Source organism: Methanoregula sp. (assembly GCF_003170075.1).
In the GTDB taxonomy this organism is placed as follows: domain Archaea; phylum Halobacteriota; class Methanomicrobia; order Methanomicrobiales; family Methanospirillaceae; genus Methanoregula.
On the sequence record NZ_PMZU01000006.1, the window covers coordinates 1 to 25,114 of the forward strand.

The 25,114-nt window shown below is 56.2% G+C and carries 25 protein-coding genes and 1 tRNA gene; 16 read left to right on the plus strand and 10 right to left on the minus strand.

The features are described 5' to 3' along the window. Nucleotides 1-835: 835 nt before the first annotated feature. The 7 genes from QZN75_RS00335 to QZN75_RS00365 form a co-directional block, all read right to left on the minus strand. On the minus strand, nucleotides 836-1,051 hold the full coding sequence (locus QZN75_RS00335; RefSeq protein ID WP_292423247.1) for a hypothetical protein: 216 nt from the start codon (nucleotides 1,049-1,051) through the stop codon (nucleotides 836-838). Between the two features lie 211 nt (nucleotides 1,052-1,262). Further along, nucleotides 1,263-3,221: a protein kinase gene (locus tag QZN75_RS00340; protein ID WP_292423250.1), complete on the minus strand. Its 1,959-nt coding sequence runs from the start codon at nucleotides 3,219-3,221 to the stop codon at nucleotides 1,263-1,265. Between the two features lie 56 nt (nucleotides 3,222-3,277). Next, nucleotides 3,278-4,045 (minus strand): FHA domain-containing protein, encoded by a 768-nt coding sequence (locus QZN75_RS00345; protein ID WP_292423254.1) that lies wholly within the window; start codon nucleotides 4,043-4,045, stop codon nucleotides 3,278-3,280. A 380-nt stretch (nucleotides 4,046-4,425) separates the two neighbouring features. Further along, entirely contained in the window at nucleotides 4,426-6,273 is a 1,848-nt protein-coding gene (gene gatE / locus QZN75_RS00350) for a Glu-tRNA(Gln) amidotransferase subunit GatE (RefSeq protein WP_292423257.1), read from the minus strand. After that, nucleotides 6,263-7,501, minus strand: coding sequence for a Glu-tRNA(Gln) amidotransferase subunit GatD (gatD, locus tag QZN75_RS00355; protein WP_292423303.1), 1,239 nt, complete (start codon nucleotides 7,499-7,501; stop codon nucleotides 6,263-6,265). The genes gatE and gatD overlap by 11 nt, the downstream gene beginning before the upstream one ends. Beyond that, on the minus strand, nucleotides 7,498-8,979 hold the full coding sequence (argH, locus tag QZN75_RS00360; protein WP_292423260.1) for an argininosuccinate lyase: 1,482 nt from the start codon (nucleotides 8,977-8,979) through the stop codon (nucleotides 7,498-7,500). The genes gatD and argH overlap by 4 nt, the downstream gene beginning before the upstream one ends. 53 nt (nucleotides 8,980-9,032) lie before the next feature. Continuing rightward, nucleotides 9,033-9,566: a helix-turn-helix domain-containing protein gene (locus QZN75_RS00365; protein ID WP_292423262.1), complete on the minus strand. Its 534-nt coding sequence runs from the start codon at nucleotides 9,564-9,566 to the stop codon at nucleotides 9,033-9,035. Nucleotides 9,567-9,778: 212 nt separating this feature from the next. On the opposite strand from QZN75_RS00365, the gene QZN75_RS00370 reads away from it, so the two are divergent. The 12 genes from QZN75_RS00370 (at nucleotide 9,779) to sucD (ending at nucleotide 19,708) form a co-directional block, all read left to right on the plus strand. Further along, on the plus strand, nucleotides 9,779-11,041 hold the full coding sequence (locus QZN75_RS00370; protein WP_292423265.1) for an ABC transporter substrate-binding protein: 1,263 nt from the start codon (nucleotides 9,779-9,781) through the stop codon (nucleotides 11,039-11,041). A 31-nt stretch (nucleotides 11,042-11,072) separates the two neighbouring features. Next, a complete protein-coding gene (locus QZN75_RS00375; protein ID WP_292423268.1) occupies nucleotides 11,073-11,834 on the plus strand; it encodes an ABC transporter permease in 762 nt (253 codons plus the stop codon). Beyond that, nucleotides 11,831-12,592, plus strand: a complete 762-nt coding sequence (locus QZN75_RS00380) for an ABC transporter ATP-binding protein (RefSeq protein WP_292423269.1) — start codon at nucleotides 11,831-11,833, stop codon at nucleotides 12,590-12,592. Before QZN75_RS00375 ends, QZN75_RS00380 begins: the two co-directional genes overlap by 4 nt. 122 nt (nucleotides 12,593-12,714) lie before the next feature. Next, a complete protein-coding gene (locus QZN75_RS00385) occupies nucleotides 12,715-13,479 on the plus strand; it encodes a 50S ribosomal protein L16 (protein WP_366652777.1) in 765 nt (254 codons plus the stop codon). A gap of 127 nt (nucleotides 13,480-13,606) precedes the next feature. Next, entirely contained in the window at nucleotides 13,607-14,443 is an 837-nt protein-coding gene (locus QZN75_RS00390; RefSeq protein ID WP_292423271.1) for a fumarate hydratase, read from the plus strand. Beyond that, nucleotides 14,437-14,994 carry a FumA C-terminus/TtdB family hydratase beta subunit gene (locus QZN75_RS00395; RefSeq protein WP_292423272.1) on the plus strand — a complete coding sequence of 186 codons (558 nt, stop codon included), beginning with the start codon at nucleotides 14,437-14,439 and terminating at the stop codon, nucleotides 14,992-14,994. The genes QZN75_RS00390 and QZN75_RS00395 overlap by 7 nt, the downstream gene beginning before the upstream one ends. A gap of 48 nt (nucleotides 14,995-15,042) precedes the next feature. After that, nucleotides 15,043-15,315 (plus strand): ferredoxin family protein, encoded by a 273-nt coding sequence (locus QZN75_RS00400; RefSeq protein ID WP_292423274.1) that lies wholly within the window; start codon nucleotides 15,043-15,045, stop codon nucleotides 15,313-15,315. Beyond that, the gene (locus tag QZN75_RS00405) at nucleotides 15,312-16,415 is read left to right on the plus strand and encodes a 2-oxoacid:acceptor oxidoreductase subunit alpha (RefSeq protein ID WP_292423276.1); all 1,104 of its coding nucleotides are present in this window, start codon (nucleotides 15,312-15,314) and stop codon (nucleotides 16,413-16,415) included. Before QZN75_RS00400 ends, QZN75_RS00405 begins: the two co-directional genes overlap by 4 nt. After that, nucleotides 16,412-17,215, plus strand: a complete 804-nt coding sequence (locus tag QZN75_RS00410; RefSeq protein ID WP_292423278.1) for a thiamine pyrophosphate-dependent enzyme — start codon at nucleotides 16,412-16,414, stop codon at nucleotides 17,213-17,215. The genes QZN75_RS00405 and QZN75_RS00410 overlap by 4 nt, the downstream gene beginning before the upstream one ends. Further along, the gene (locus tag QZN75_RS00415) at nucleotides 17,212-17,751 is read left to right on the plus strand and encodes a 2-oxoacid:acceptor oxidoreductase family protein (protein ID WP_292423281.1); all 540 of its coding nucleotides are present in this window, start codon (nucleotides 17,212-17,214) and stop codon (nucleotides 17,749-17,751) included. Before QZN75_RS00410 ends, QZN75_RS00415 begins: the two co-directional genes overlap by 4 nt. Then, entirely contained in the window at nucleotides 17,748-18,833 is a 1,086-nt protein-coding gene (locus QZN75_RS00420; protein ID WP_292423284.1) for a succinate--CoA ligase subunit beta, read from the plus strand. The genes QZN75_RS00415 and QZN75_RS00420 overlap by 4 nt, the downstream gene beginning before the upstream one ends. Then, nucleotides 18,830-19,708 carry a succinate--CoA ligase subunit alpha gene (sucD, locus tag QZN75_RS00425; RefSeq protein WP_292423287.1) on the plus strand — a complete coding sequence of 293 codons (879 nt, stop codon included), beginning with the start codon at nucleotides 18,830-18,832 and terminating at the stop codon, nucleotides 19,706-19,708. The genes QZN75_RS00420 and sucD overlap by 4 nt, the downstream gene beginning before the upstream one ends. Before the next feature lie 1,245 nt (nucleotides 19,709-20,953). Here sucD and QZN75_RS00430 read toward each other — a convergent pair. Continuing rightward, the gene (locus QZN75_RS00430) at nucleotides 20,954-21,199 is read right to left on the minus strand and encodes an MTH865 family protein (protein WP_292423290.1); all 246 of its coding nucleotides are present in this window, start codon (nucleotides 21,197-21,199) and stop codon (nucleotides 20,954-20,956) included. Nucleotides 21,200-21,539: 340 nt separating this feature from the next. On the opposite strand from QZN75_RS00430, the gene QZN75_RS00435 reads away from it, so the two are divergent. The 3 genes from QZN75_RS00435 to QZN75_RS00445 all read left to right on the plus strand — a co-directional run bounded on the left by QZN75_RS00435 (nucleotide 21,540) and on the right by QZN75_RS00445 (nucleotide 23,234). Next, nucleotides 21,540-22,091, plus strand: coding sequence for a winged helix-turn-helix domain-containing protein (locus QZN75_RS00435; RefSeq protein WP_292423291.1), 552 nt, complete (start codon nucleotides 21,540-21,542; stop codon nucleotides 22,089-22,091). Between the two features lie 64 nt (nucleotides 22,092-22,155). Then, complete coding sequence (locus QZN75_RS00440) at nucleotides 22,156-22,473, plus strand: hypothetical protein (protein ID WP_292423293.1); 318 nt, start codon at nucleotides 22,156-22,158, stop codon at nucleotides 22,471-22,473. Nucleotides 22,474-22,538: 65 nt separating this feature from the next. Then, the gene (locus tag QZN75_RS00445; protein ID WP_292423295.1) at nucleotides 22,539-23,234 is read left to right on the plus strand and encodes a molybdopterin-dependent oxidoreductase; all 696 of its coding nucleotides are present in this window, start codon (nucleotides 22,539-22,541) and stop codon (nucleotides 23,232-23,234) included. 22 nt (nucleotides 23,235-23,256) lie between these two features. Here QZN75_RS00445 and msrB read toward each other — a convergent pair whose 3' ends face one another. Beyond that, on the minus strand, nucleotides 23,257-23,712 hold the full coding sequence (gene msrB, locus QZN75_RS00450) for a peptide-methionine (R)-S-oxide reductase MsrB (protein WP_292423299.1): 456 nt from the start codon (nucleotides 23,710-23,712) through the stop codon (nucleotides 23,257-23,259). Nucleotides 23,713-24,044: 332 nt separating this feature from the next. Next, nucleotides 24,045-24,117 (minus strand) — tRNA-Gln (locus QZN75_RS00455). Between the two features lie 234 nt (nucleotides 24,118-24,351). Between QZN75_RS00455 and QZN75_RS00460 the strand changes: the two genes are divergently transcribed. Continuing rightward, entirely contained in the window at nucleotides 24,352-24,666 is a 315-nt protein-coding gene (locus tag QZN75_RS00460; protein ID WP_292423300.1) for a hypothetical protein, read from the plus strand. Nucleotides 24,667-25,114 lie beyond the last annotated feature (448 nt).

A 25,114-nucleotide genomic window follows, 5' to 3' on the forward strand; every position in this document is an offset into this window, starting at 1 on the left:
AATCCCGGTAATTTTTTAAAGGGATTATATTCCCTACAATACTTTTTTAAGAGGATCATTCATCAACAGGGATATATCATACACTCCAGGGTTTTACTAATCCCCAAAGAGAATGCATAATTTCACCTGGTCAATGATGGGAATATAAGACCATCCGCGTATATGGGCATGCGTGGTGAGTTCCCAGAAAGGGTAATCACCAGCGGGGGTGAACCGTAAAAGACACGAGGCAAGCATACGATTGAAACCGGGCAATTGATGTACCCTGATGTAAGGAGAGCCGTGTTCTTCTGATGACCACAACAAAAAGACCGACATGTGCAGTACCACCTTCGCGTCAGGCACTGCAGGTAATCCACGGACTATTAAAAGAGCAAAAAGTCCGAACGATGAAGCACGAATGAGAGTACACAATCAGGAAAGGCACAAAACCCCGATACCGTGATAGGTATCAATTGCGAAAGCAGCGATATTATACAATACCTGAGATCTACCCAAGGACCACCTTGGAGTACCAGGCAGACAGGAATAACCGGTCACCGATTTGAAACCCGATGGGGGAGCAAGGCCTGCAGTGCCCACCGGGCGCCGGGAACCAAAACGGGATTGTTGATCCCACATCTACCCTCTTTTTAGCACGCTTAAATGGTAGAATCTACGCGGACGGAATATCAGTTACATACATATACGGATATCCTCTACCAGCCGGTTCAAATAATCATTTTTGAATTCAGGGCATCACTTCCCCCATGTAGTGAATATAATACAACCGGGGATCATGAGGATAGAGAATGCTTTCCCCTATTCAGGAGAGGTATCCGTAGTATAAGGTGAATTATTCCATGAAAAGAAGCAGTATACTCATGTTGATTGCATCAGCGATCCTCATTGCAGGAATCATGATTGCGGGCTGTACCAGTACCACAAGTACTTCTACACCGTCCACCGGCAGCGCGGTTTCATCATCCACCCAGTCATCGACGGACACACCGCAGACAGGTGGAAACAGTGCGGCACCTTCAGGTACACCCGGTGCACAGACAAACAGCACAGCACCTTCAGGTACACCACCGGGTGGAATGATGAATGGTACGGCGCCCTCCGGCGGAGGACCGGGCGGTCAGATGAATGGTACAGCACCCTCGGGAACAATGCCATCAGGTACTCCGCCATCAGGCACCCCACCGGCAACACAGTAATGAAAACTGGATAGGAAGATAGCGGCAGGGAAACGAACAATCTCTTTTTATTCCGCTTGCCGATCACTCTGTCCAATTGAGATTTTTAAGATCTTTTAAAAGGTCTGCAACGGAGGCGTACCGGTCCTGCGGCTGTTTCCGGAGGCATTTTGCGATGATTGCATTGATGGCGTCTGCATCCCTGCCTCCCGATAATGCCGGCACCGGTTCGTCATGCAGGATCGCATGAGTAATCTCCCCCATGCCACCGCCGCCAAACGGGACATGACCGGCCAGCATCTCATAGAAGAGAACACCCATCTGGTAGATATCAGTCCACGGACCCGGCTCACCATAAAGATTCGGGGCCAGCTGTTCCGGTGCAGCGTATTCAAGAGAAAATCCGATGAGGCCGGACTGTTTTGTGCCTTGTGCCTTGGAGAGCCCCCAGTCTGCGATTTTTGGTGTCCCGTCGGATGTAAGCAGGATATTTCCCGGTTTGATATCCCGGTGGACTATTCCCTGTTCATGGGCATACCGGAGTCCCTCTGCAACACCCTTAATGATTGCAGCAGCCTTCTCTTCACCGAAGGGAAAATTCAGATCAGCAAGGGATGACTCGACATATTCCATCTCGATATATGGCAGGGGGAAAATATTTGCTGCATATAACTCGACAATATTTTTATGATGGAGTCCCTCCCAGACATTGAGTTCTTTTGTGAACTGGGATCCGGTCACCTCGTCAAACCGGATCGGGACTTTCACTGCAACATAGCGGTTGTTCTTCTCGTCCCGTACCCGGAATACCCGGCAAACCCCACCTTCCGCAATATATTCGGCATCCGGGAACTTTTTCTCAAGTGCTGCGGGCAGGCGGACAGTATACTCATGCTCAGGCAATCCTGGTGACACACCCCCTTTGAGGTTTTTCACAACGGTTATGTTCCGTGAATCCGCCGGTAAGTGATCGGTCGGGGCATTATCTGGTGCCCGCCGCCTGCGGAACCGCTCATACCAGATACCCCCTACTACAGAGATCATGATTGCAACCGGGATCAGCCACCAGAACTGGATTAAAACTCCGACAAGGGGGTTTGGAGGTTGTCCCAGGGGTGTCATTCCCGGCTGGGATCCAATAGAGAGGGACGGAGAGGCCCCGGGATTTTCGGAAACCTGCAGATTGTCCGGCTGCAGGGACGACTGCAATCCTGATGGCTGCATGAGATCGCCAAGCCGGGTGGCATTGACAGGTGATGCAGACTTGATAAGCGTGTAAGCGGATGGAGGACTCGCAAGCGGCGCTAAATCGGTTACATCGGTCACACCGGGGATCGCCTCCTGCGAGGGGGCAGGGGAAAAGGAAGCATCGCCAATTCCATCACCATTGTTGTCGGTCACCGAGGCTCCTTCCCAGAAGTTCCCGAGAGGGCCGGAAAAGTCCTGGCCGTTGTACTGGTAATCCTGCCGGGACGAGGTCCAGGTGTTCTGCACAGACTGGCTGACGACATCGACCGTATTGTTGAGGGTATTGAGGAAAAACGTGTTGGAACGGGACGAGCGGTCCACATCGATCCCGATGGAATTCCCGGTCAGGGTGTTTCCCGAGAGGATGTTATTGGACGCGGATTTCAGGCCAATCCCGAACTCATGTCCGCTGATAGTCGTGGAGCTGATCCGGTTGTTGCTCGAAAGTACCTGGAGACCATAAGACGCATTGCCGTCGATGACGACACCGTTTATAGTAATGCCGTCAGCAGCAAGCGTGACCCCGGCACCGGATGTGCCCGATATAATTTTTGGAGGATTATTGGTATCGAGACCGCCGAATACGATCGACCGGTCAATGACAAAATTCCCGTAATACGTTCCCGGAGAGAGGAAGACACTGTCGCCACTGCTGGTATTGTTGATCACATCCTGGATCGTCCCGGCTGCACCCGTTCCGTCATAGGTTATAACTTTCGCAGATACCGGTGCAGTGGTAAGCAGGATGACAACAAGCAGCCCTAAAAGAATTGCGATATTTTTTGCCCTTGGCATCTTTCTCCCCCCCCACCGTGGTTTTTGTACTTGCTAAAACCTGCGAAGACAGAAGATCACGAATCGGCAATAAAAAGGAACCGCGCCGCACTCTCTCCCAATGCAAGATCGATCATATCCCCGTTTTTCAGCACGATCTTGTGCATGGGCGCGATGAGTTCCGTGTTTACGTAGGTCCCCCCCGAACTGCCACGGTCCTCGATCTGCCAGCCGGAAGGAGACCGGGAAATGACGACATGGGGTTTTGTGATCCGGGTCACCATCGCGTACGTCTCGGGCAGCACGATATCATTCTCGTTGCTCCGCGAAGGGGTGTCGGGATCGCTCCTGCCGACAGCGATATGGTCTTTTTTAAGCAGGAACGTATGGCCTGCCCACGACCCGCCCACGAGATGAAGGGCCGGGAAGTTCGAGCCAGACTCTTTCATGACAGCGGCGCGGACCGATTCGAGTTTCTCCTGCATCTCGCCAAATCCCATCGGGATGTTTACCCGGGAAAAAACCCCGAGGTTTTTAATGAGCATCTCAAGGCTGCCTTCGGCAAGGGAGAATTTCCAGACCGGGTGGATACCCTTGACGGTCTCCCGACCAAACCCCGCCTCCTTTTTGACAAGACCGATGCGGACGAGCTGGTCGATATGTTTCTTGGTATTTGCGTAGCTCGTGTCGATCCGTGAAGCGATCTCGCTAATCTCCTTTGGCTCCCTTTCTATGACCTTGAGGATCTTGAGCCGCACGGGGTTGGAAAGTACTTCAAGATATTCGGATAACTCCTGTATGAACTCCGGATCTGTCGAGACACATACCGTTTTTTTATCAGCCATTCTTGAAGGACCCCCGGATGATCGCAAGAGCACACACCGGATTGCAGGGTATGCTTTACCATACTATCATTTGTTGTGATAAAATAGGTTGGTATTTTCTGCCTCACGGGAGAGCAGATTCACGTTCCGGGACGCCGAATACGCAGGCCACACCCGGTTCCGGGATCACAGATGCCCCCCCTCCCAAGAGTCATGGAGGGATTACCCCTCCACTATAAAGCCCTCTCAACCGTAGTGAGGAATCATCGCACTCAGGGGATGCCCGTGCGGCGGGGGCGAGAGGCCCCAAGAGCACGCTCTTCTGAAATCTCCTTAAACCAAGGAACAATGACTAAAAAAATAAAATGGTACTCTGAAAACAGAAGAGAGAGATCCGACCCTCACTTCCCGCCCAGAACCTTCTCGATCTCTTTTTTAAGGATCTCGCTCACGACCTTCCCGTCCACCGACCCCCGGACCTCCGCCATCACTACGCCCATGAGAGGACCGAGAGCGGCTTTCTGTTTTTGGACAATGAACTCCGCACGGTCAGCGACGATCTTTTTCACCACCGCTTCGAGTTCGCTGCGGGACACGCTCGGAGCAAGCTTGGCCATGGCCGCTTCAACCGTGCTCCCCCCGGCAACAGCCGTGAGGATCTCCGGGACCGCTTCTTTTGCGACCGTGCCCTTGCCGACCGCGTGGAGCACGGCAAGGACCGCGTCGTCTGAAATCCTGTCGGTGTCCGCACCGTCACGGCGGATCTCCTTGATGGTCGCAAGCAGCGTGCGGGAAGCAAGGTTCGCCTTGATCCCTTCGGCAATCGCTCGCTCGAAAAGAGGCAGGCGCCCGGAGAATGCCATCTGGCTGGAGACAGCCGGGTCAAGGCCGAGATCTCTGGTGAACCGCTCTGCCCTGACCGTCAGGAGTTCCGGCACGACAACCGCATTCCAGCGTGCACTATTGATCCGGACCGGCAGCACGTCGGTCTCGGGATACATCCGTTCCGCCCCGGGGAGCGGTCGCATGTACGCGGTGCTGCCCTCTTCGAGCATCTTCCGTGTCTCTTCGGGCACGGGCTTGTCCGAAAGGGCGACCTTGGCCCGGCCGGCGACCTGGTGCCAGGCACAGTCCGCCTGTTTTGCGCTCGCGCCGGAGACAAGAATCACGGCGTCATGCTCCCCCGCATGGACGAAGTCGCGGAGCCGCACAACCTCTTCAGCGGTGACGCCATAGGCCGGCAGTTCGTCGGTGTGGAAGATCCCGCCAACCCCGCACTTCTTTGCGTAATCCGACATCTCGGTCCCGAGCCGGCGGCCGGGCTGGATCTCGCGGCCGACAAGGCCGGCAAAGCCGGGGAGGACAAGGGCGAGAATCTTCTTTGCCTTTTTAAGGACTGTGGATTTTGTCTCCCTGAAGAGATCGGTCACATCGGTCTGCTCCGTCCCGACGCTTGCGTGGCGTTTGATGAGTTCCGCGTGGATCGCAAGCAGGCTCTGCTGGCGCTGGACTTCCCGGCGGACGACTTCTGCGATGAGGTCGAGTTCCTGCACGCCCTTGATCTCGACCCGGGCGCCGTCACGGATGGAGATATTGACATCCTGCCGGATCGTCCCGAGACCGCGCTTGACTTTCCCGGTCGAGCGGAGCACCATCCCGATGTACTCGGCGACCTGCTGCACGTCCTCGGGGGTGTGCATGCAGGGCGAGGTCGTGATCTCGACAAGCGGGATGCCGAGCCGGTCGAGCGAGAAGATGTCGTCCTTGACCCGTTGCGCCGCCTCCTCCTCGATACAGAGCGTCTCGATACTTCCGCCGTTCGGGAGGGCGCCGTTGATGGCGACGAGTGCCGTGCGCTGGAACCCGCTCGTGTTGGAACCATCGATCACGAGCTTCCGCATCACGTGAATCTGCGGGATCGGCGTCATGCCGAAGAGCTTTGCAATCGTGAGGCCGAGGCCGAGCGCTTCCTCGTTCAAGGGCGCGGGTGGCTCCTCATCGTTCTCGACAAGACACGTGGATTTGTAGGTATAATACTGGAACTTCCGCACCCGTTTCATCTCTTCCTGTGCGGCCCGGTCGATCTGTCCCATCTCGCTCTCGGTCGCCCGCAGGTACCGGAAGAACTCGCCCGTGTGGTCGGCGTTATCGAGCAGCGTGGTCGGGCAGTGGCAGAAGAGTTTCTCTTTTGTGTCGAGCTGCTGGTGGATCTCGATACCCGCCGTAAGTCCTGCGTCCTTATAATCCATGGGCGCTCCTCCGCATGCACTCGCCTTTGAGATCGGTCTTCATCAGCGCCGCTGCTTTTTTTGGGTCGCGTTCATTTGCGAGCACCCACATCTGCTTGACGAGCGCCACTTCGGCCAGCGTGTCGCCACCTTCGATGACACCCGCGGCCAGCAGGTCGCGGCCCGTATCGTAGACCCGGTCGCAGACCCGGCCGTTCATGCACTGCGATGTCATCACGACCTGCGTCCCGCCCGCGATCAGTTTTTTTATCGGCGGGATCAGCGCCGTACTCACGTGTCCGAGGCCGGTGCCGGCAAGAACAAGTCCTTCGTATCCCTCGTACGCTTTCAGCAGGTCAGGGGACATGCCGGGATAGAACTGGATAAGGCCGCAATGCGGTTCGAGTTTGTCGTGCAGGGCGAGTTTTCTTGTGCCCCTGCGGACAGCGGCATCGTCAAGAGTCACTGCCCGGGTGGTGTAATCGACAGTCCCGACCGGGGGAATCCCGATACTCCGGAACGCGTCCCGCCGGGAGGTGTGCATCTTCCTGACCCGGGTACCCCGGTGGATGGCGCAGGTATCGTCGTTTGTGGTCGCGTGCATGACGATTGTCACTTCACCGAGTGCGCTTTTTGCCGCACTCGCCGCACAGACCGCGTTCATCGCATTGTCGCTCGAGGGACGGTCAGCCGAACGCTGCGAACCGACAAAGACGATTGGCACCGGTGTGTCGATCATGAAACTGAGGGCTGCCGCACTGTAGGCCATCGTGTCGGTGCCGTGCGTGACCATGACCCCGGCAACACCGTGTTTGATCTCGTCATAGACGGCTTTTGCGAGTTCCTGCCAGATCGCTGGCGTCATGTTCTCGGAGAGGATCGTGGAGAGCACCTTTGTGCGGTACCGGCCGATCTCGGCGAGCGCCGGGATAGCGGTGAGGATATCGTCCGCATCGAACTGACTGGTGACTGCCCCTGTCCGGTAATCGATCCGGCTGGCAATGGTGCCGCCGGTCGAGACGATGGCAAGTTCGGGGAGTTTTGGGTCCTGCCGGACCGGTACCCCGTGGGGTGCTGATGCGGGTGCGTGGGAAACAAGCGTGCAGCATGTCTTCTCCACCCCGATATTGTACCCGCTGGAAAGTTTTACCACCGCCATGCCGTCGCGGTCGGTGATGTAGGTCCCGGAAAGGTCCTTCCCGCCATAGGTGCAGGTGACGAGGTCGCCTGCAGAAAAAGTGTTGCTTATGCTACCATCCTCCGTGCATCGGAAAGCAGGTCTTCCTTTGCCTTTGATATCTTCGCGAGCCGCGAATCGATGAGCGCAGAGTCCGTATCCAGTTGCTTCTTCCTGTCCGCAATTGCGATCTTGGTCGCAAACGGTGCCGGCCCGCCGGTTGCCTTCCGGAGCGCCACCGAGTTTGCCACGTCAAGCGCCTTTTCGATCTGGTCCTGCGTGAGCCCCTTCCCCGCAAGCGAGATCCCGAGATCGAGTTCCTTTGCCGACTCCTCAAGGGCCTCAAGCGTCAGGCTGCCCTTCTGGACCGACCGGCCCACGATGTTGTGGGCGGTGCGGAACGGCAGGCCGTAATCCCGCACGAGCGTATCGGCAAGTTCGGTGGCAGTCGAGAATCCCTTGCCGGCCTCCTCTTTCATGCGGTCGGTGTCGAACGTGGCGCTCGAGAGCATATCGATGAGGAGCCGCAGGCTCTCTTTTGCGTCCCGCATCCCGCGCCAGATGTTGGGCGTGAGTTCCTGGAGGTCGCGGTTGTAGCTCATGGGGAGGCCTTTCACCGTCATGAGCGCTCCCGTATAGGCCCCAAAGACCGAACCGGTCTTTGCCCGCATGATCTCGGCGGTGTCCGGGTTCTTCTTCTGCGGCATGATGGACGAGGTCGAGCAGAACGCATCGTCAAGCGAGACAAACTTCACAAACGAGGTGCTCCAGATGACCAGTTCCTCGCAGAGCCGGCTCACGTTCGCCATGAGGATGGAAAGATCGGCAAGGGTCTCGAGCGCGAAGTCCCGGGTGGCAACGGCATCCATGGTGTTGACGACAAGGCCGTCAAACCCGAGCAGTTTTGACGTGTACTCGCGGTCGATGGGGTAGCCGGTGGAGGCAAATGCAGCGGCGCCGAGCGGGCAGAGGTTAACCCGGACGTACGCGTCTCGCAGCCGGTCGAAATCACGGGAAAACTGCTGCTCATAGGCAAGGAGGTGATGGGCAAGGGTGGTGGGCTGAGCATGCTGCATGTGGGTAAAACCGGGCATGAACGATTCCCGGTGCGCCTCGGCAAGGGCGATGAGCACCTCACGGACTTTCAGGAGCGCTGCCATCTGCTTGAGCAGGTCTTCCCGGAGTTTGAACCGGATACAGGTCGCAACCTCGTCGTTTCTCGACCTCCCCATATGCATGCGGCCGCCGACATCGGGGCCGATTGCTTCTATCAGGAGCGATTCGATGCCGGCATGGACATCCTCGAACCGGTCGTCAAAGACCTCTTCGGGCACTCCCTCGCTGTTGAGTTCCAGGAGCAGAGGGAGGAGCTGCTTTGCAATATCTGTCCCGATGATCTTCTGCCGTTCGAGCATCAACACGTGGGCGATATCCACCAGCACATCGGCATCGGCAATACAGCGGTCGGAGCGCATTGACGAGAGGAACCGCATCATCTCTCCTGTCCTCTCGCCCGAAAGGCGTCCCAGTCTCACAACATCGGTCCGCATCCGTTTACCCTCATCCTACTCTTTATTGTACCTCATGTTTGTGCGCGGATCGATTAAATCCACGCCTTCCGGGCGGCAAGCTCGATCGCCCGCTGGACCGACTCGCGGGGGATGATGGTTGCCACCGGCACATGGACGAGCTGCTCGATGATACTTGACACAATGGGAGCACAGACAATCGCAATCGCTCCTTCCCGCTCGGCACGGACGGCAGCAACAATCGCATCCTCCATCGTGTGGACAGGATACTCCCGGACCCGCATGTGGTGGCCGTCCACATCGGCAAGGCGTTCCTCGACGCTCTCGAGCACCGGCCGTGCGGCGATCAGGCCGATGAAGTTCTCATCACCCACGTGGTAGAACTGGCGCAGGGCCTTTACGATCTCCCGCAGGGTCGAAAGGTTGGGGGAGCGTTTCCCATGCAGGATCTTGTACAGCGAACTCTGCGCGATCCCGCAGTGAGCCGCAAGATCCCGCACGCTGATGCGCAGATCGTTCTTTAAGAGGTCATTGAGGGTTGCGACAAACTCTTCATCAGAGACGAGAGCTGCGCGCATGAGCCGGTCGATGGGGTCCACATGTGCCATAATAAAGAGACAATCGGGTTAAATAAGGATAAATTTTTCCTGTGTTGTCCCAAAAAATAGAGGGATCCGGGCCCCGGACCTGTGCATATGTGGACAGTATGAGTAAAAATATTCTCCGATTGTGGACAATATTAGTGAGAAATAAGCCAAAAGGGAAAATAATATGCCCTAAACGGACACTTTTTTATGATTGGCCGAATAATCCTGTACCTATGAAAACTCTGAAAGGTACGGCAATCGCATTTGTCGCACTTGCTCTTGTGCTTGTAGTAATCACTGCCGGCTGCACGCAGTCGTCAGGCGTATCCAATAGTGGCACCACCAGTACACCCGCTGCCACGTCGGCCACAGCCCCGAACGGAACTGTAGGAATACTCGAAACTGCCGGTGTCGGCCCGATGCCGTCCCTGCTTGCAACCAGCCAGATTGACGGGTACATTGCCTGGCAGCCGGTTGTCGAAGCAGGCTTGGAAAGCAACATCGGCCAGGTCGTTGTTTATTCAAAGGATCTCCCGCCGGATGGCAAATGGAGTGATCACCCGCAGAACGTCTTTGTCGTAAGAAAAGACTTCTATGCCCAGAACCCTGACTTCGTGAACGACTTTTCTGCCCTCAACCTCGCAGCTACCCAGTATATCAACGACCATCCGCAGGAATCGGCAGGGATTGCCGCTGACTGGCTCGCCGGCAAACAGAACTTCACGTACGGGAACGTGAGTGTTTCATCGGTAACCGCAGTCAGCAATGCACTACCAACCATCAAGTTCACGAACAATCCCTCTGACTCGTGGAAGTCAAGCACTGCAGATTTTGTCCAGGCGCTGATTAACATCGGATCGGTCAACGGTTATGTCAAGAACAGTACTGACCGGGATACCCTGCTCTATAACTTCCAGCCGTACCAGAATGCACAGGGGATCATCGCTGCAAAGAGCGTAACTACTCCTGCGACAGTGCAGAGCCCGGTGACCGTCGGCTATCTGATGGCAATGGACCACTCCGCACTCTTTGTCGCGGTCAAGGACTGGCAGTACTTCAATGACACGTATGGCATCGCGCTCAAGCCCGAAGACCTTACGAAGGCCAAGCCGGATGTTGCCGACTTCCTCGTAAACGGCCAGAAAGTCGCCACGGTCAAACTTGTATCAGCAAATGCCGGGCCCAACCTGATGCAGCTTGCGGCGACAAACTCGATCCAGATGTCCTATGTCGGTGTCCCGCCGGCAATCAGTGCAATTGACCAGAATATCCCGATCACCATTGCCTATCCGATTGACAACCTCGGGAGCGGCCTTGTCGTAACAAAAGGTTCATCCGCCACGGACTGGGAGAGTTTTGCCGCTTGGGCAAAGCAGCGCTCCGATGCCGGCAAACCGCTGGTGATTGCAGCCCCCGGAAAAGGTTCCATCCAAGATGTCATGATCCGGTATTCACTCCAGAACAGCGGGTTTACCGTCACCGAAGTGAAGGTTTGATTAGGATCGCGTGTCATTATATTCAGGAACAATGACGCGGCGTCTCGGACTGGTATTGCCCATTCTCCTGATCATCGGGTGGGAGGTTGTGGCAATTATCGTCAACAACCCTTTTTTCCTGCCAAAACTTGAAACTGTGATCCCGGTACTGCTCAGCCCGTTTTCAGATATTCTTGGTACCGGAAGTCTCGTAGATAATGCCCTTGTCAGTATCGAGCGTGTGGCCCTCGGTTTCGCCCTTGCAGGGGCGGTCGCTATCCCGGTGGGAATCTGCATGGGTAGGTTCTCGGTTCTGAACGATTTCTTTGATGTAACTTTAGAGATCCTCCGGCCGGTGCCACCCCTTGCCTGGGTGCCCCTTGCACTTGCATGGTTCAAGATCGGGGTCGTCTCTATCGTGTTCATCATCTTTATCGGGGCTGTTTTTCCAATCCTGCTCAATACGGTTGATGGCGTACGGGGGGTCAAGAATACCTGGATCGAGGTAGGCACTACACTTGGGGCAAGCGAACGCCAGGTCCTCACTAAAGTGATACTCCCCGGCGCCGCCCCTACAATCTGGACCGGCCTCAGGGTGGGCTTTGGGATCTCGTGGATGTGCGTTGTCGCCGCAGAGATCCTGCCGGGACCGACTTCAGGGCTTGGATACCTGATCATGTACGCCTACAACCTGGGGCAGATCAATGTGATCATCGCGGGAATTATCGTGATCGGCCTGATCGGCCTTGTGATCGATCTGGGATTCAAGGCCGTTGAAAAACGCTGGTTCGGATGGAGGGGGCTGGAGCGATGACCCTGATCATCAACGATGTCTCACGGGTATTTACCTCAGAGAAAGGGGAAACGATCGAAGCACTCTCTCATATCTCGTTCGAAGTAAAAGATGAGGAGTTCATCTGCATTCTCGGGCCATCGGGCTGCGGCAAGACAACCGTGCTCCGCATTATTGCCGGACTTGAATCCGCATCTGCCGGGTCGGTATCTGTCGACGGTGTACCGGTCACCAGTCCCAGTCCAAAAATGGCAATGATCTTCCAAGAGTATTCTCTCTACCCGTGGCGGACGGTGGAGGAGAATGTGGCGCTGGGCCTTGAACTGAAAGGGATGAAAAAGCCAAACCGGATGGCGGTTGCGAAGAAGTACCTCGACCTGGTGGGCCTCATAGGGTTCGAACACAGTTACCCCTACGAGCTCTCCGGGGGCATGCGGCAGAGGGTGGCCGTGGCGCGGGCACTTGCCATCGATCCGTCCATCCTTCTTATGGACGAGCCGTTTGGCGCTCTCGATGCCCAGACCCGGAACCGGATGCAGCACGAGTTGCTCAGGATCTGGGAGAAAACCAAAAAGACGATCCTTTTTGTCACCCACAGCGTAGACGAGGCTGTGTTCCTTGCAGATCGTATTGTCGTCCTCACGCAGCGCCCGGGCAGCATCAAGGAGATTGTCACGATCCCGAGTGTCCGTCCCCGCGAGCGCACGAGTGACGAGTTCGGCCAGATCCGACGTCATCTGCTCGATATGATTAAGGAGGAGTCGGATCTCATCCAGTAAGGTTTAATACGCCACATCTCTATTTTATTAAAGCAGTTTGTGAAGTGTGCCGGCACGATGGCCACAAAATATATGCTTTTTCGTGCCCGCTTTTACGATTCATACACTAGGAGTAAGACGCGATGGTAAGAAAACCGGGAAAGATGTACAGGAGCCTTGCAAAGAAAGCCTATACCCGACGCGAGTATATGGGCGGGGTTCCTGGCAACAAGATCGTACAGTTCGAGATGGGAAACCTTTCCCAGGAATTCCCGACAGAGGTTGACCTGATCGTTGAAGAGTCCTGCCAGATCCGGCACAGCGCCCTTGAAGCCTCCCGTATCTCGATCAACAGGAAGCTCATGAAGGATGTCGGCAGGACCAACTTCCACTTCAAGGTCCGTGTCTTCCCCCACCATGTGCTCCGTGAGAACAAGCAGGCAACCGGCGCAGGTGCAGACCGTGTCTCGGAAGGGATGCGCCTTGCATTCGGCAAGGCCGTCGGGACTGCAGCACGGGTCGAGGCCGGCCAGATCATCTTTACGGTCTATTCAAATGCCCAGTACCTGGACAAGATCAAGGCAGCGATGAGAAACGGTGCCCACAAGCTCCCGACCCCGTCGCACCTCAAGGTCCACACGATCAAAGTGAGCGGCAGGATCATCGCAGCTCCGAAGATCGCCGGTGATAAGATCGCAGCACCGGTCAAGGTCGAAGCCGAGACCGAAGCAGCGGCGGCAGCAGCAGCAGAACCGGTAAAGGGCGCAGAGGCGGCAAAGGGTGCCGACCACAAGGGTGGAAAAGGACCCGCAAAGGCAGAACCGGCAAAGGCAGAGCCGGCAAAGGGTGCAGAAGCCGCAAAGGGTGCCGACCACAAGGGCGGCGCACACAAGGGCGGCAAGAAGTAATTTTTTCCCTTTTCTTTTCTTTTTTTAGCGTGTTTTTGCCGGTACGGCAGGGCCTGACAGGATCATCGCACGGCAGCTGCTGCCATTCGCACAGTATATAATCTCCCCGCCGCTCAACTATAGATAAATGCAGTGCAGAGGACCGGAGGATCTGCGGGCGGCACTCGCAGATGCCACGTGCAGGGCCATGAGGGACGCAGTCATCACCCTGCCCCCCGATGTAAAACGGGCGATAGAAAAAGCGACGGCGAGAGAGACCAGTGCTGTAGCACGGGGGGAGTACGGGAACATCGCACAAAATATCCTCGCCGCGGAGCGTCTCGGAGTCCCCCTCTGCCAGGACACCGGGGTTCCGGTGGTCTACCTCACCCTGCCCCCGTCAGTTCCTTATTCACAGGCCCTGTTTGATGCGGTCGCCGACGGTATCCGCAGGGCAACACAGGAGATCCCGTTGCGCCCGAACGTGGTCGATCCCCTCACCCGGCACAATTCCGGGGATAACACTGGCGCCGGGATGCCTGCTGTCCACGTGCGGCCCGGGGAAAAGTTTACGGTGACCGTGCTGCCCAAGGGAGCCGGGGCGGAGAATGTCTCACAGGTCGTGATGCTCCTCCCGTCACAAAAAGAAAAAATTGCAGAAATCGTTGCCGGGACCATGCTGATTGCCGAAGGACGCCCCTGCCCGCCGGTGGTACTCGGGGTCGGGATTGGCGGGACATTCGACAGCGTCACGGCGCTTGCAAAGGAGGCGCTGCTCCAGCCCATCGACCGGATGACGGATTTCGAGCAGCAGCTCTGCGACGCGGTAAACCGGCTCGGGATCGGGCCGATGGGCCTTGGCGGGAGCACGACTGCGCTTGCGGTCAAGGTTAAGACGGCAGCCTGCCACACCGCATCGCTGCCGGTGGCCGTGAACGTGCAGTGCTGGGCGAACCGGCATGCGACCGTAGAGGTGGAATGGTGAGCATACAACTTCACACACCGCTCGGAGATGAGATTCTCTCGCTTAAGGCAGGCGACCGGATCGAGCTCTCGGGCCTGGTCTACACCGCACGCGACGAGGCACACCTCCGTATGCAGAAAGAGGGTATCCCGTTTGACCCGGAAGGGGCCGTGATCTACCACTGCGGGCCGGTGGTAAAAGACGACAGGATCGTGGCCGCAGGGCCGACAACGTCAGCACGGATGAATGCGCTCTCGGGGTTCCTGCTCGATAAGGGAGCCCGGGCGCTGATCGGGAAAGGCGGCATGGGCAGCACCGTGAAAAAACAGCTCCGGGGGCGGGGCGTCTACTTCGCCTTCACCGGGGGGTGTGCGGCGCTCGCCGCCTCCCACATGACATTAAAGGGTGTACACTTTCCTGACCTTGGCATGGCGGAGGCAGTCTGGGTAATTGAACTCGACCGGCTGCCGCTCGTGGTCGGGATCGATTCAGCGGGTAACGACCTCTTTTCTGCCGTGCAGGAGAACGCGAAAAAAATTTTTTGCGCTGAACAGAAAAAGGAATGCGTATAAAGAATAGGTTTTTTTCGGCTCAACGGCTACATATATAGGACACATCACATGAAACTTGCCATAGACGAGACCCGGTGCAAGGGCTGCAATCTCTGTACCAAGGTCTGTCCGTACAAGATTTTCAAGGAGGGTAAACTCCCCAACCTGCGGGGGATTGTGGTACCGGAACTCGACCGCCCGGAGCGCTGTACCAACTGCCGGCTTTACCATCTCTACGGCCGGCAGCTCTGCGGCGTCTGCCAGCTCACCTGTCCCGACCAGGCCATCCACTGGGTCGAGGAAGAGCCGTACGAACCCCACAAGGTGGCGATTGAATATTGACGTCGAGACTTGAATTCTGGCAGGGAAATATTGCTTCCGCAGAGGGGGCGCTTGCGGCAGGGTGCCGGTTCTTTGGCGGGTACCCGATCACCCCCTCGACCGAGATCGCCGAGCACATGGCGGCAAAACTCCCGAAACGGGGCGGGGTCTTTATCCAGATGGAGGACGAGCTGGCGAGCATCGCCTCTGTTATCGGCGCCTCATGGACCGGAGCCCGGGCGATGACAGCGACAAGCGGCCCGGGCTTTTCCCTGATGATGGAGAACATCGGGTACGCTGCGATGACCGAGACGCCGTGCGTGATCGTGAACGTCCAGCGGGGCGGCCCTTCCACAGGGCAGCCCACAATGGCGGCACAGGGTGATATGATGCAGTGCCGGTTCGGGTCGCACGGGGATTATGCGATTATCGCACTCTGCCCTGCGAGCGTGCAGGAGATGTACGACCTCACGGCAAAGGCGTTCAATCTCGCCGACAAGTACCGGGTGCCGGTTTTCTTAATGACGGACGAGGTGATCGGGCACATGCGGGAACGCATCATCGTGCCGGATGCCGTGGAGCACACCGGCCGACCGGCCTTTGTGCCCGGCACCCTGCCGTTTAAGCCGGGTGCAGACCTTGTTCCCGGGTTCCCCGAATTCGGGAAGGGTTACGGGACGCACGTCACGGGTCTCACGCACGATGAGCGGGGGTACCCGTGCGCGACGAACCCCGGGCTGCACGCCGCGCTCGTAAAAAGGCTCGTGGACAAGATCGAGTCGGCAACACAAAAACTCGCGGATTTCGATGTGGTAAATCCCGATGCAGAGCAGGTCTTTATCGCGTACGGCGCTCCCGTCCGCACCGTCCAGCAGGTGATCCACGACCACCCGGACAGGAAGATCGGCTTTTTGCGGGTCCGTACCGTCTGGCCGTTCCCGTCCCATGCACTCGCGCTCTTCAAAAATGCCCGCCGGTTCATCGTGCCCGAACTCAATCTCGGCCAGATCGCACGGGAGATCGAACGGCACGCAAAAGTACCGGTCACCTCCGTCCCCAAGCTGGGCGGGGAACTGCACACGCCGGGGGAACTGTATGCCGTATGGGAGGCGGGAGCATGAGCTTCGAGGACTGGTTCCGGCAGGACCGGCTCCCCCATATCTACTGCGCCGGCTGCGGGAACGGCACGATCATCAACTGCACGCTCGCCGCCGTCGATGCAATGGGGTGGGCTAAAGAGGACACCGTCTTTGTGTCCGGGATCGGATGCTCTTCGCGGGCACCGGGCTATATCGTCACCGATTCGCTGCACACGACTCACGGGCGGGCGCTTGCCTTTGCAACCGGCGTCAAGATGGCAAACCCGAAACTCCACGTGGTGGTCTTTACCGGGGACGGGGATCTCGCCGCAATCGGGGGCAACCATTTCATCCATGCCTGCCGCCGGAACATCGATCTCACGGTGGTCTGCATGAACAACCAGATCTACGGGATGACCGGCGGGCAGGGCAGCCCGACCACCCCCCGGGGCTGCATATCGACGACAACACCGTACGGGAGCACCGAGCCCGCATTCGATCTCTCGGAACTCGCGATTGCTGCCGGGGCAAACTACGTCGCACGCTGGACGTCGTACCATGTCAAGGAACTCGAACGTGCCGTGAAGACCGGGCTTGAAACACCGGGGTTCTCGTTCATCGAGGCCCTCGTCCAGTGCCCCACGAACTTCGGGCGCCGGAACAAGTTTCGGCAGGTTGCCGACCAGATCGAGTACATCAAGGCGCACGCGCTCTTAAAAGCAAAGCGGGACCGGCTGCTCGAACAGGGTGAGAGGATCCCTGAAGACATGTACGTGGTCGGCGAACTTATGCGGCGCAGCCGGCCTGCGATGGGCCTCGCGCCAACGGAGGTAAAGCCATGAGACGCGAGGTCAGGTTCTCCGGGTTTGGCGGGCAGGGGATCATCCTCTCCACGGTCATCCTCGGGCGGGCCGCCGTGATGTACGACCATAAGTACGCGGCGCAGACGCAGGTCTACGGGCCCGAAGCCCGGGGCGGGGCGTCCATGAGCGCGGTGATCATCGATGACGAGGCGATCCTGTATCCCGAAGTGTCGGTTCCCGATATCTTTGTCATCATGTCGCAGGAAGGGTTCGAGAAGTACGGTGCCACGGCCCGGCCCGACGCAATCATGATTCTCGATTCCACGCTTGTCCACTCGCGGCCCGGCTGCACGTTTTACGAGATCCCGGCAACTGCCGAGGCAAAGACGACCCTTGGCCGGGACATCGTGGCAAACATCGTGATGCTCGGGGCACTTGTCGGCTATACGCACGTAGTCAGCGAAGAAGCGTTGAAAAAGGCCATCCTCGATTCCGTGCCGAAGGGTACGGAGGCACTCAACACCAAGGCGATGGAACTCGGGATCGCGATTGCCGGAGGGAAGAAACAACCATGAAACTCCTGGAGTACGAGGCAAAACAACTCTTTGCCGAAGAAGGGATCAAGGTGCCGACCGGCATCCTGGTGAGCAAACACGAGGAGATCCTCCTCCACATGGACGCGATCAAGGGAAAGGTTGTCGTCAAGGCTCAGGTTGACATCGGGGGGAGGGGCAAGGCCGGGGGCGTCCTGATGGCCGACCGTGACACGGTCATTGAAACAGCCCGGAAACTCTTCAACACCACCATCAAAGGCATCCCCGTCCAGAGGATCCTTATTGAGGAGCGCCTCGATATCCAGCACGAGTACTTTGTCAGCATCACGATGGACCGGGCAAAGAAACAGCCCGTGATCCTCTTTGCAGAGACGGGCGGGATGGATATCGAGGAGACCGCACGAAAAAATGCGGGTGCTGTCCGGTCGGTCAGTTTCTGCCCGCTTCTTCCCGATGTACCGGGATTTCTCCTGCGGGAACTCTGCGGCGACGCACCATCTGATATCCAGAAGACCGTCAACCGGTTATACCATGTATTCTGCCACAAGGACGCGCTCCTTGCCGAGATCAACCCGCTCGTTACGACACCGGGCGGAGTCTATGCAGCCGATGCCAAGCTGATCATCGATGACAACAGCCTTGCCCGCCAGGGTATTGCGGTCAACCGGGACCTTACCGAGCGCGAGCGGGAGGCCGAGAAACACGGCTTCTCGTTTGTCGAACTGGGCGGTACCATCGGAGTCATCGGGAACGGGGCCGGCCTCACGATGTCAACGCTCGACCTCATCGAGTTCTACGGTGGCAGGGCCGCAGATTTCCTTGACGTGGGCGGCGGTGCGGACAGCGAGCGGGTGATGCACGCGGTGCGCCTCGCTGCAAGCGTCCCCTCAGTGAAGGTCATCGTGGTAAACCTGCTCGGCGGCATCACGCGCTGCGATGAAGTGGCACGGGGCATCATTGCCTCCGGTGTCACTGTGCCGGTAATCGTGCGGATCGCGGGAACAAACGCGGAAGAGGGGCGAAAACTTCTCTCGGAGAAAGGCTACGAGATGCTCGACACCATGGATCTCGTGGTAAAAAGGGCCGTGGAGGTTGTGAAATGATCTACGGGGACAAGAAGACCGGTATTATCGTGGCGGGCGCGACCGGCCGGCAGGGCGAGTACCACATCGGTCTCATGAACGAGTATGCCCGGCAGGTCGGCGGGCGGGGCGTTGTCGCGGGTGTCACGCCAAAGAAAGGGGGCCAGTCGGTGCACGGCGTCCCGGTCTATAATACGGTAAAAGAGGCACTCAAAGAACAGGACGCAACAGCCAGCGTGATCTTTGTGCCCGGGACCGCAGCGGCAGACTCCATCATGGAATCGGCAGATGCCGGTCTCGAACTGGTCGTCGCGATCACCGAGCATATCCCGGTGCATGATACGATGAAGGCGATGGCCTATGCAGAGATGAAGGGCTGTGCCGTGATCGGGCCCAACTGCCCGGGCCTCCTCTCACCCGGGGAAGTGAAGATGGGGATTATGCCCGCAGATCTCTTCTCGCGGGGCCATGTCGGGGTCATCTCCCGGAGCGGGACGCTCACGTATGAAGTCGTCGATGAACTCACCCGGGCAGGTATCGGGCAGAGCACGGTTGTCGGTATCGGCGGCGACCCGGTGATCGGCCAGACCTTTGCAGATGTGCTGGAGCGGTTCGCACAGGACCCGGAGACAAAGGCCGTGGTGTTGATCGGCGAGGTGGGCGGAAACCTTGAAGCAGAAGGCGCACAGAATACGGATGTGCCGCTCGTCGCCTACATTGCCGGGGTCTCAGCCCCGCCGGATAAACGAATGGGACATGCCGGCGCGATTGTTGAAGGCGGGGAGAGCGATGCCAGGTCCAAGATCGCGAAACTCAAAAAGATGGATATTCCTGTCGCTTCCCGACCTTCAGAAATTCCGGATCTGGTCCGGGAGCTGTTCCGGTGCCGCTGCTGAATGATGGCGGGATTCCGGAACATTCCCTTTTCTGGCACTGGAGAAACCGTTGATTTCTCTAAAAGAAAAATAGTACCAGAACGATCTACGGTACGGCGTCTCCTGACCTCGTGGCGAGGGACATTTAAAATTGTGGATATAATCGTTTTAATCTGATCCTTCGCATTCGTCAGGAGTATGTCATGCCTAGAACTCTGGTTCTATACCATACCGAGAGTCCGCTCGCGATGGCAAAAAGAATGACGATAACGATAGTGAGGGCGGGTTGACTGTCAGGATGCACCACCATATTGAGGTATATAACCAGTCCCTCCAGAAACGAAAGTCCGACTACCATCAAAATTAAGCTATGGTTCTTTTGCGTCATGCTATCTTCAGATTACAATCTATACTCTGATAAAAGGCAGGGATACACCGTACTTTAGCTTTTTTGGTCAGTTGTTTATTTCGGAGAACAGAGGATTTCTCAAGAGAGCCAGGGAACAGGGGACTCATTTTACTGCATCCCTCCAACTCAAAGACCCAGAGGGGGGGTACCCCCACCCGCTCAGCCACATGGGTGGGGGGGTGGCCCCCGGCCCAGAGCGGACAGAAGGGGCGGGGGTACCCCCGCCATGATCCTCATAGGGGGGACTACCCACCTGTCTGGCAAGCGTCCGGGAACCGGGGCGTCCGGCGTAACGTCCCTGAAACTCCATGCGAAGCACGGGTCATGGTGCTGGAAATAAGGGGGGGTAGTCCCCCCTCATGTGCTAGGAGGAGGGGGTGAGGGTGCGGCCCTGAAAAAAAGAGGAGGCCCCCTCCCCCCCTCCGGTTTTTTGGGAGCAGGGGGTCACCCCCTGTCTGGCAAGCGTCCGGGAACCGGGGCGTCCGGCGTAACGTCCATGAAATTCCATGCGAAGCACGGGTCATGGTGCTGGAAATAAGGGGGGTAGTCCCCCCTCATGTGCTAAGAGGAGGGGGCGGGGGTGCGGCTCTGAAAAAAAGAGGAGGCCCCCTCCCCTTTCCTGAAAGGAAGGGGGGTCCCGATTCCGGCGGACTTAATACATACCCCCGACAAGATTTCTGACAATAAGTTAGAATCTTTTTCAATCCGGGACCGTGACGCGCTTGATTACAGTCTTCCGGATCGCCCCGCCCCTACCCCTCCCCACCACACCGAGGGGAGGGCCGCGCGATCCATGAACTTCCTGAAATTACTTCATCTTCATTCGAGTATAAGGGATCGTGCAAAAAAGAAGAAGATTACAGGCCGGCCCGGTCAACAATTACATCGGCGACAGCCTTTGCACTCTTGAAGGGAAAGTCTGTAGCCTTGAGCAGTTTTCCGGCTTCTCCGGCAGTCATCTTGAGGTCCCCGACCTGACAGGTTGTAGCCGCACCGTTCGGAAACGCTGCAATAAGATCCGCGGGTGTCTTGACCGGGAACTTCGCTCCTGCGAGTGCTCCGGAAATCTGTGCATGAATTTGTTCCTTAACTGATTTTGTCATGGGACTTTCACCGGGTATGCATCGTTATGTTCTGAATATATACTTGAGCGTCATTAAAATATACTAAACGAGTTAGTATAGAAAAATGACCCGCAAGGTAATGAAGACACACCACACCACCATAATGAAAGGAAATTATTCTATGGGAGCAACACAGGGTTCGACAGAAATACGGGAGCTGAAAACCGAGATTGCAGGGCTTCGGAATGAACTGAAACGGTTCATCGAGCATGCCAACCTGCAGCATGTTGATGGGATCCTTTCGGACCTGAAGAAAAATTACGCAGACTTATTCACGAATCACCAGGTCGATTCTGCAAAAGTTGATCTCTCCTCCCATATGGTCAACGACTGCAAAATGCGGAGCAAATGCTTTGAACTGTTCATGGATTTTTTACAAAATACCGCCCGGCATATCAAAGACGGGCAGGTGTCAGACGAAATTATCCAATCCTACCGGGAACAGATGAAAGTGCTGCGGAAGAAGGGGCCTTATGACAAGTGTGATACCTGTTTTTCTGAAGTGCACCGGCTTTTTGAAAAGCAGGTTGACCTGATGCAATCACTTGGCATTTACACGAAAACAGGAGAAAACAAGGAAATTATTGCAGAAATTTCCGATGATAACTTGGTAAAGGATTTGCTGGAGCCTGTTGCGAATATTCAGCGTTTTCAAATCCTCAAAGCACTTACTGTCCAGACTCGGACATTTTCAGATATTTCACAATTGACCGGGCTGCGAGGCGGAAATCTCCTGTTCCACATCAAAAAACTGACAGATTCCGGTATGATTCTCCAGCGTCATGAACGAGGGGATTACATCATTACGGACAAAGGATTCAAGACAATGACCGCTATTTCACAGCTGCATCAGATCCTGAATCCGGCATGACTGTCACCAACCCGAACTTTTTAACCAGATTTATGCAATAGTTGTACAATTCATCGGCGCAACTATGTCCCAGACGTATACATTCATCGCACTCGGCGCCCTTATCATCGCGCTCATTCTCCTGGTCCTCTACTACCGGGCAGAGACACGTGAGGCGGGGGCGATAGGTGACCGGCGTCCGCTTCCCGGGAAATATTTTGTCGTTATCCTCCTTGCGTGCACATTTCTCGGCATGGCGATAACGGAATCGCAGGGCGTCTGCTGGCTTTCACCTTGGGGATTTATCGCGGGAATTATCTTTGGTGCAGCAGCGGAGATTGCTGTGTATCTCAATTCCGGGAAGAAGACAAAAGCCTGCCCGGTAGGATCCGGAAACTCATAGGCTGGCGAATATCCGGTATGCACGATCCTCATCTTAATGTGGCATGATGCAGACAACAAGCTGCAATGGTAACCTTCCCGAACTCAAAACAGGCGCTGGTGATCGCGGCAATTGCCGTCGTTTTATTTGTGGTTCTTGTCCTGCCGGTGCTCCAGAAAGGCCCGGTATCTGGCGAGACAAAGGCACTCGCGGCCGTCGAAGTCCGGTCCTATCAGGGAAAGCCTCTCTCGTCCATCACCGACTTCCACGAGAACTCGATCCTCGGGCCCCAGCATATCAATGAATCCGATTACCTCCTGACCGTCACGGGTCTTACAACATCGACAAAAGTCTCCACGTACCGGGAAATCCTCGATAATCACCAGCATTACTCGAAAGTCGTCACGCTCCACTGCGTGGAAGGCTGGGATGCGACAATCTTCTGGGAAGGCGTGCTCGTCCGCGACCTGATCAAGGATGCCGGGATCGACCCCCGGGCAAACACAGTGGTCCTGACTGCCCATGACTGGTATACCACATCGTTTCCCCTTTCCTACTTCATGGACAACGACATCATCATGGCATACAAGATGAACAACGTCACGATGCCTGCCGAGCGGGGCTATCCCTTCGAGCTCGTCGCTGAAGACAAGTGGGGCTACAAATGGATCAAATGGGTCGAAAAGATCGAGCTCACCAATGATCCGAATTACCGGGGATACTGGGAGAGCCGGGGATACTCGAACTCCGGCAACCTGAACAGCAGCTTTTATGGTCTCTGAATAATAATAAAAAAGATTTTTTTTACTTCACGCCCCGCTTCACCAGTTTAAGCGATGCGGAGTTCATGCAGTACCGCATGTGAGTCGGGGCCGGACCGTCGTTGAAGACATGGCCAAGGTGGGCTCCGCACCGGGCGCAGAGGATCTCGACCCGGGACATCCCGAAACTCCGGTCTTCATGCGTTTTTACATTCTCTTTTGATATCGGTGCAGTAAAACTTGGCCAGCCGGTACCGGATTCAAACTTGTCTTTCGAATCAAAGAGGTCAGTCCCGCAGCAAGCACACTGGTAGATGCCATCATCGTGGGTATTGTGATAGGCGCCGGTAAATGCAGGCTCGGTGCCCTTCCCTCGTGCAACCTCGAAAGTCTGGGGAGGAAGGATCGATCGCCATTCCGCTTCGGTCTTTTCGAAAGGTTCGACGAGCTCAACCTTTCCGGTTGCACTTGAGTAAATGGGGATTTTTCCAAGTGTCATGGTCTATTCAACACGCATCCATACGGACAGATTGAGCATAAACCTTCTGTCTGTACCCTATTTTCATTCGGGCTGGTGATTGTCTTAACCAGAATCTCATAATAATTTCCTTGAAGGATCTTTTTCATTACCACGAGCACCTTCCCGAAGTAAGAGATCTATGAGGTATTTCTCATGACAATCTGATCTGCAGACGCTCGGTCATGTTCAGCTCTACGGGCTCGCGTTCGCTCTGAGTTCGATACTCTAAAAATTGTCATCATAAACAAAAACGATTCAAATTTGACCTATTTTTGATAAATGGGCGACAATTACCCGTATTTCGCTCCGCATACCCCCGACCAGATTCGAACTGGTGTCGCCGGATCCAAAGTCCTGCATGATTGACCGCTACACTACGGGGGTGGGTCATGTCTTGGTTGAATACATTCGGCAAATTCCCGTAAAGAAAACTTGTCTTATTCCATTTCGCGCATGAGATATTAAAATCCACATCAGGTCATAAGATATGAAGAATTCGAGATGAGGACGCTCAACGGGGCACGGCCCCTTGCCGCGTGGGCTTCCCCAACATTTCTGAATCCCGTAAAAAATCAAAAACGCCGCTGTTATATGAAGACATCAAGAAATTTTTAACGCATGGATAAAAGCGACATTTCTGATATTGAAAGAGAATTGCGATACCAGGAGTTCATGATTCGTTATCTCCAAGAGGAGCAGAAAAAAAGATGGGAAGAATTGCATGAAATCGAACGAAAAATGTCAGAATTGGATATAATTAGAGAAAATCTAGAACAATTTCAAAACGATCCAAGATTCAAGAAACTGGTGGAACTCGCTGAAAAAGAGAAGCACAAAGTAAGCCGGTCCGCGGAGCAGGTGCGAGTGCGCCGAAGGTGCACGAAGCGTGCGGAGCGGGGCGGCGATCCTCTCTCAACCGAACAAGAGAGATGAAGACGCTCGGTCATGTTCACTCGTCCTCGCTGATGCTCCGGCTCGCTTCACATCACCTCGCTGCTTTTTGAGGTTGCCCTGTTGGTAGGATGACGCCCCCGGCTCGTCACTCCGTTCCAGCGCCGGCGGCTGCCCGGCTCGCTCCTCACACCATGCTTCGCATCGTGTTCGTCGCTGTTGATCGGGCATATGCGTAACGTTCGGTGACTCGTTCGCGCGACGCATCAGGGGCTCGGACTCACCGCTGATGCGGCTCGTTACCTTCGCACCCTGAAGCGGCGCTCACTCGGGCCACTGCGGCCACGACCCACCGCCCGCTTCGCTCCTCCCGCCCTTATTAAGGGCGGGCAGTATGTAGCGATAACTCCTACGGGGGTCGGTTTCCGGTCGGGGGTGGGAGGATGCGAGCCGGAACACGGCGACCATCGCCGTGTCGCGTGAGCATCGG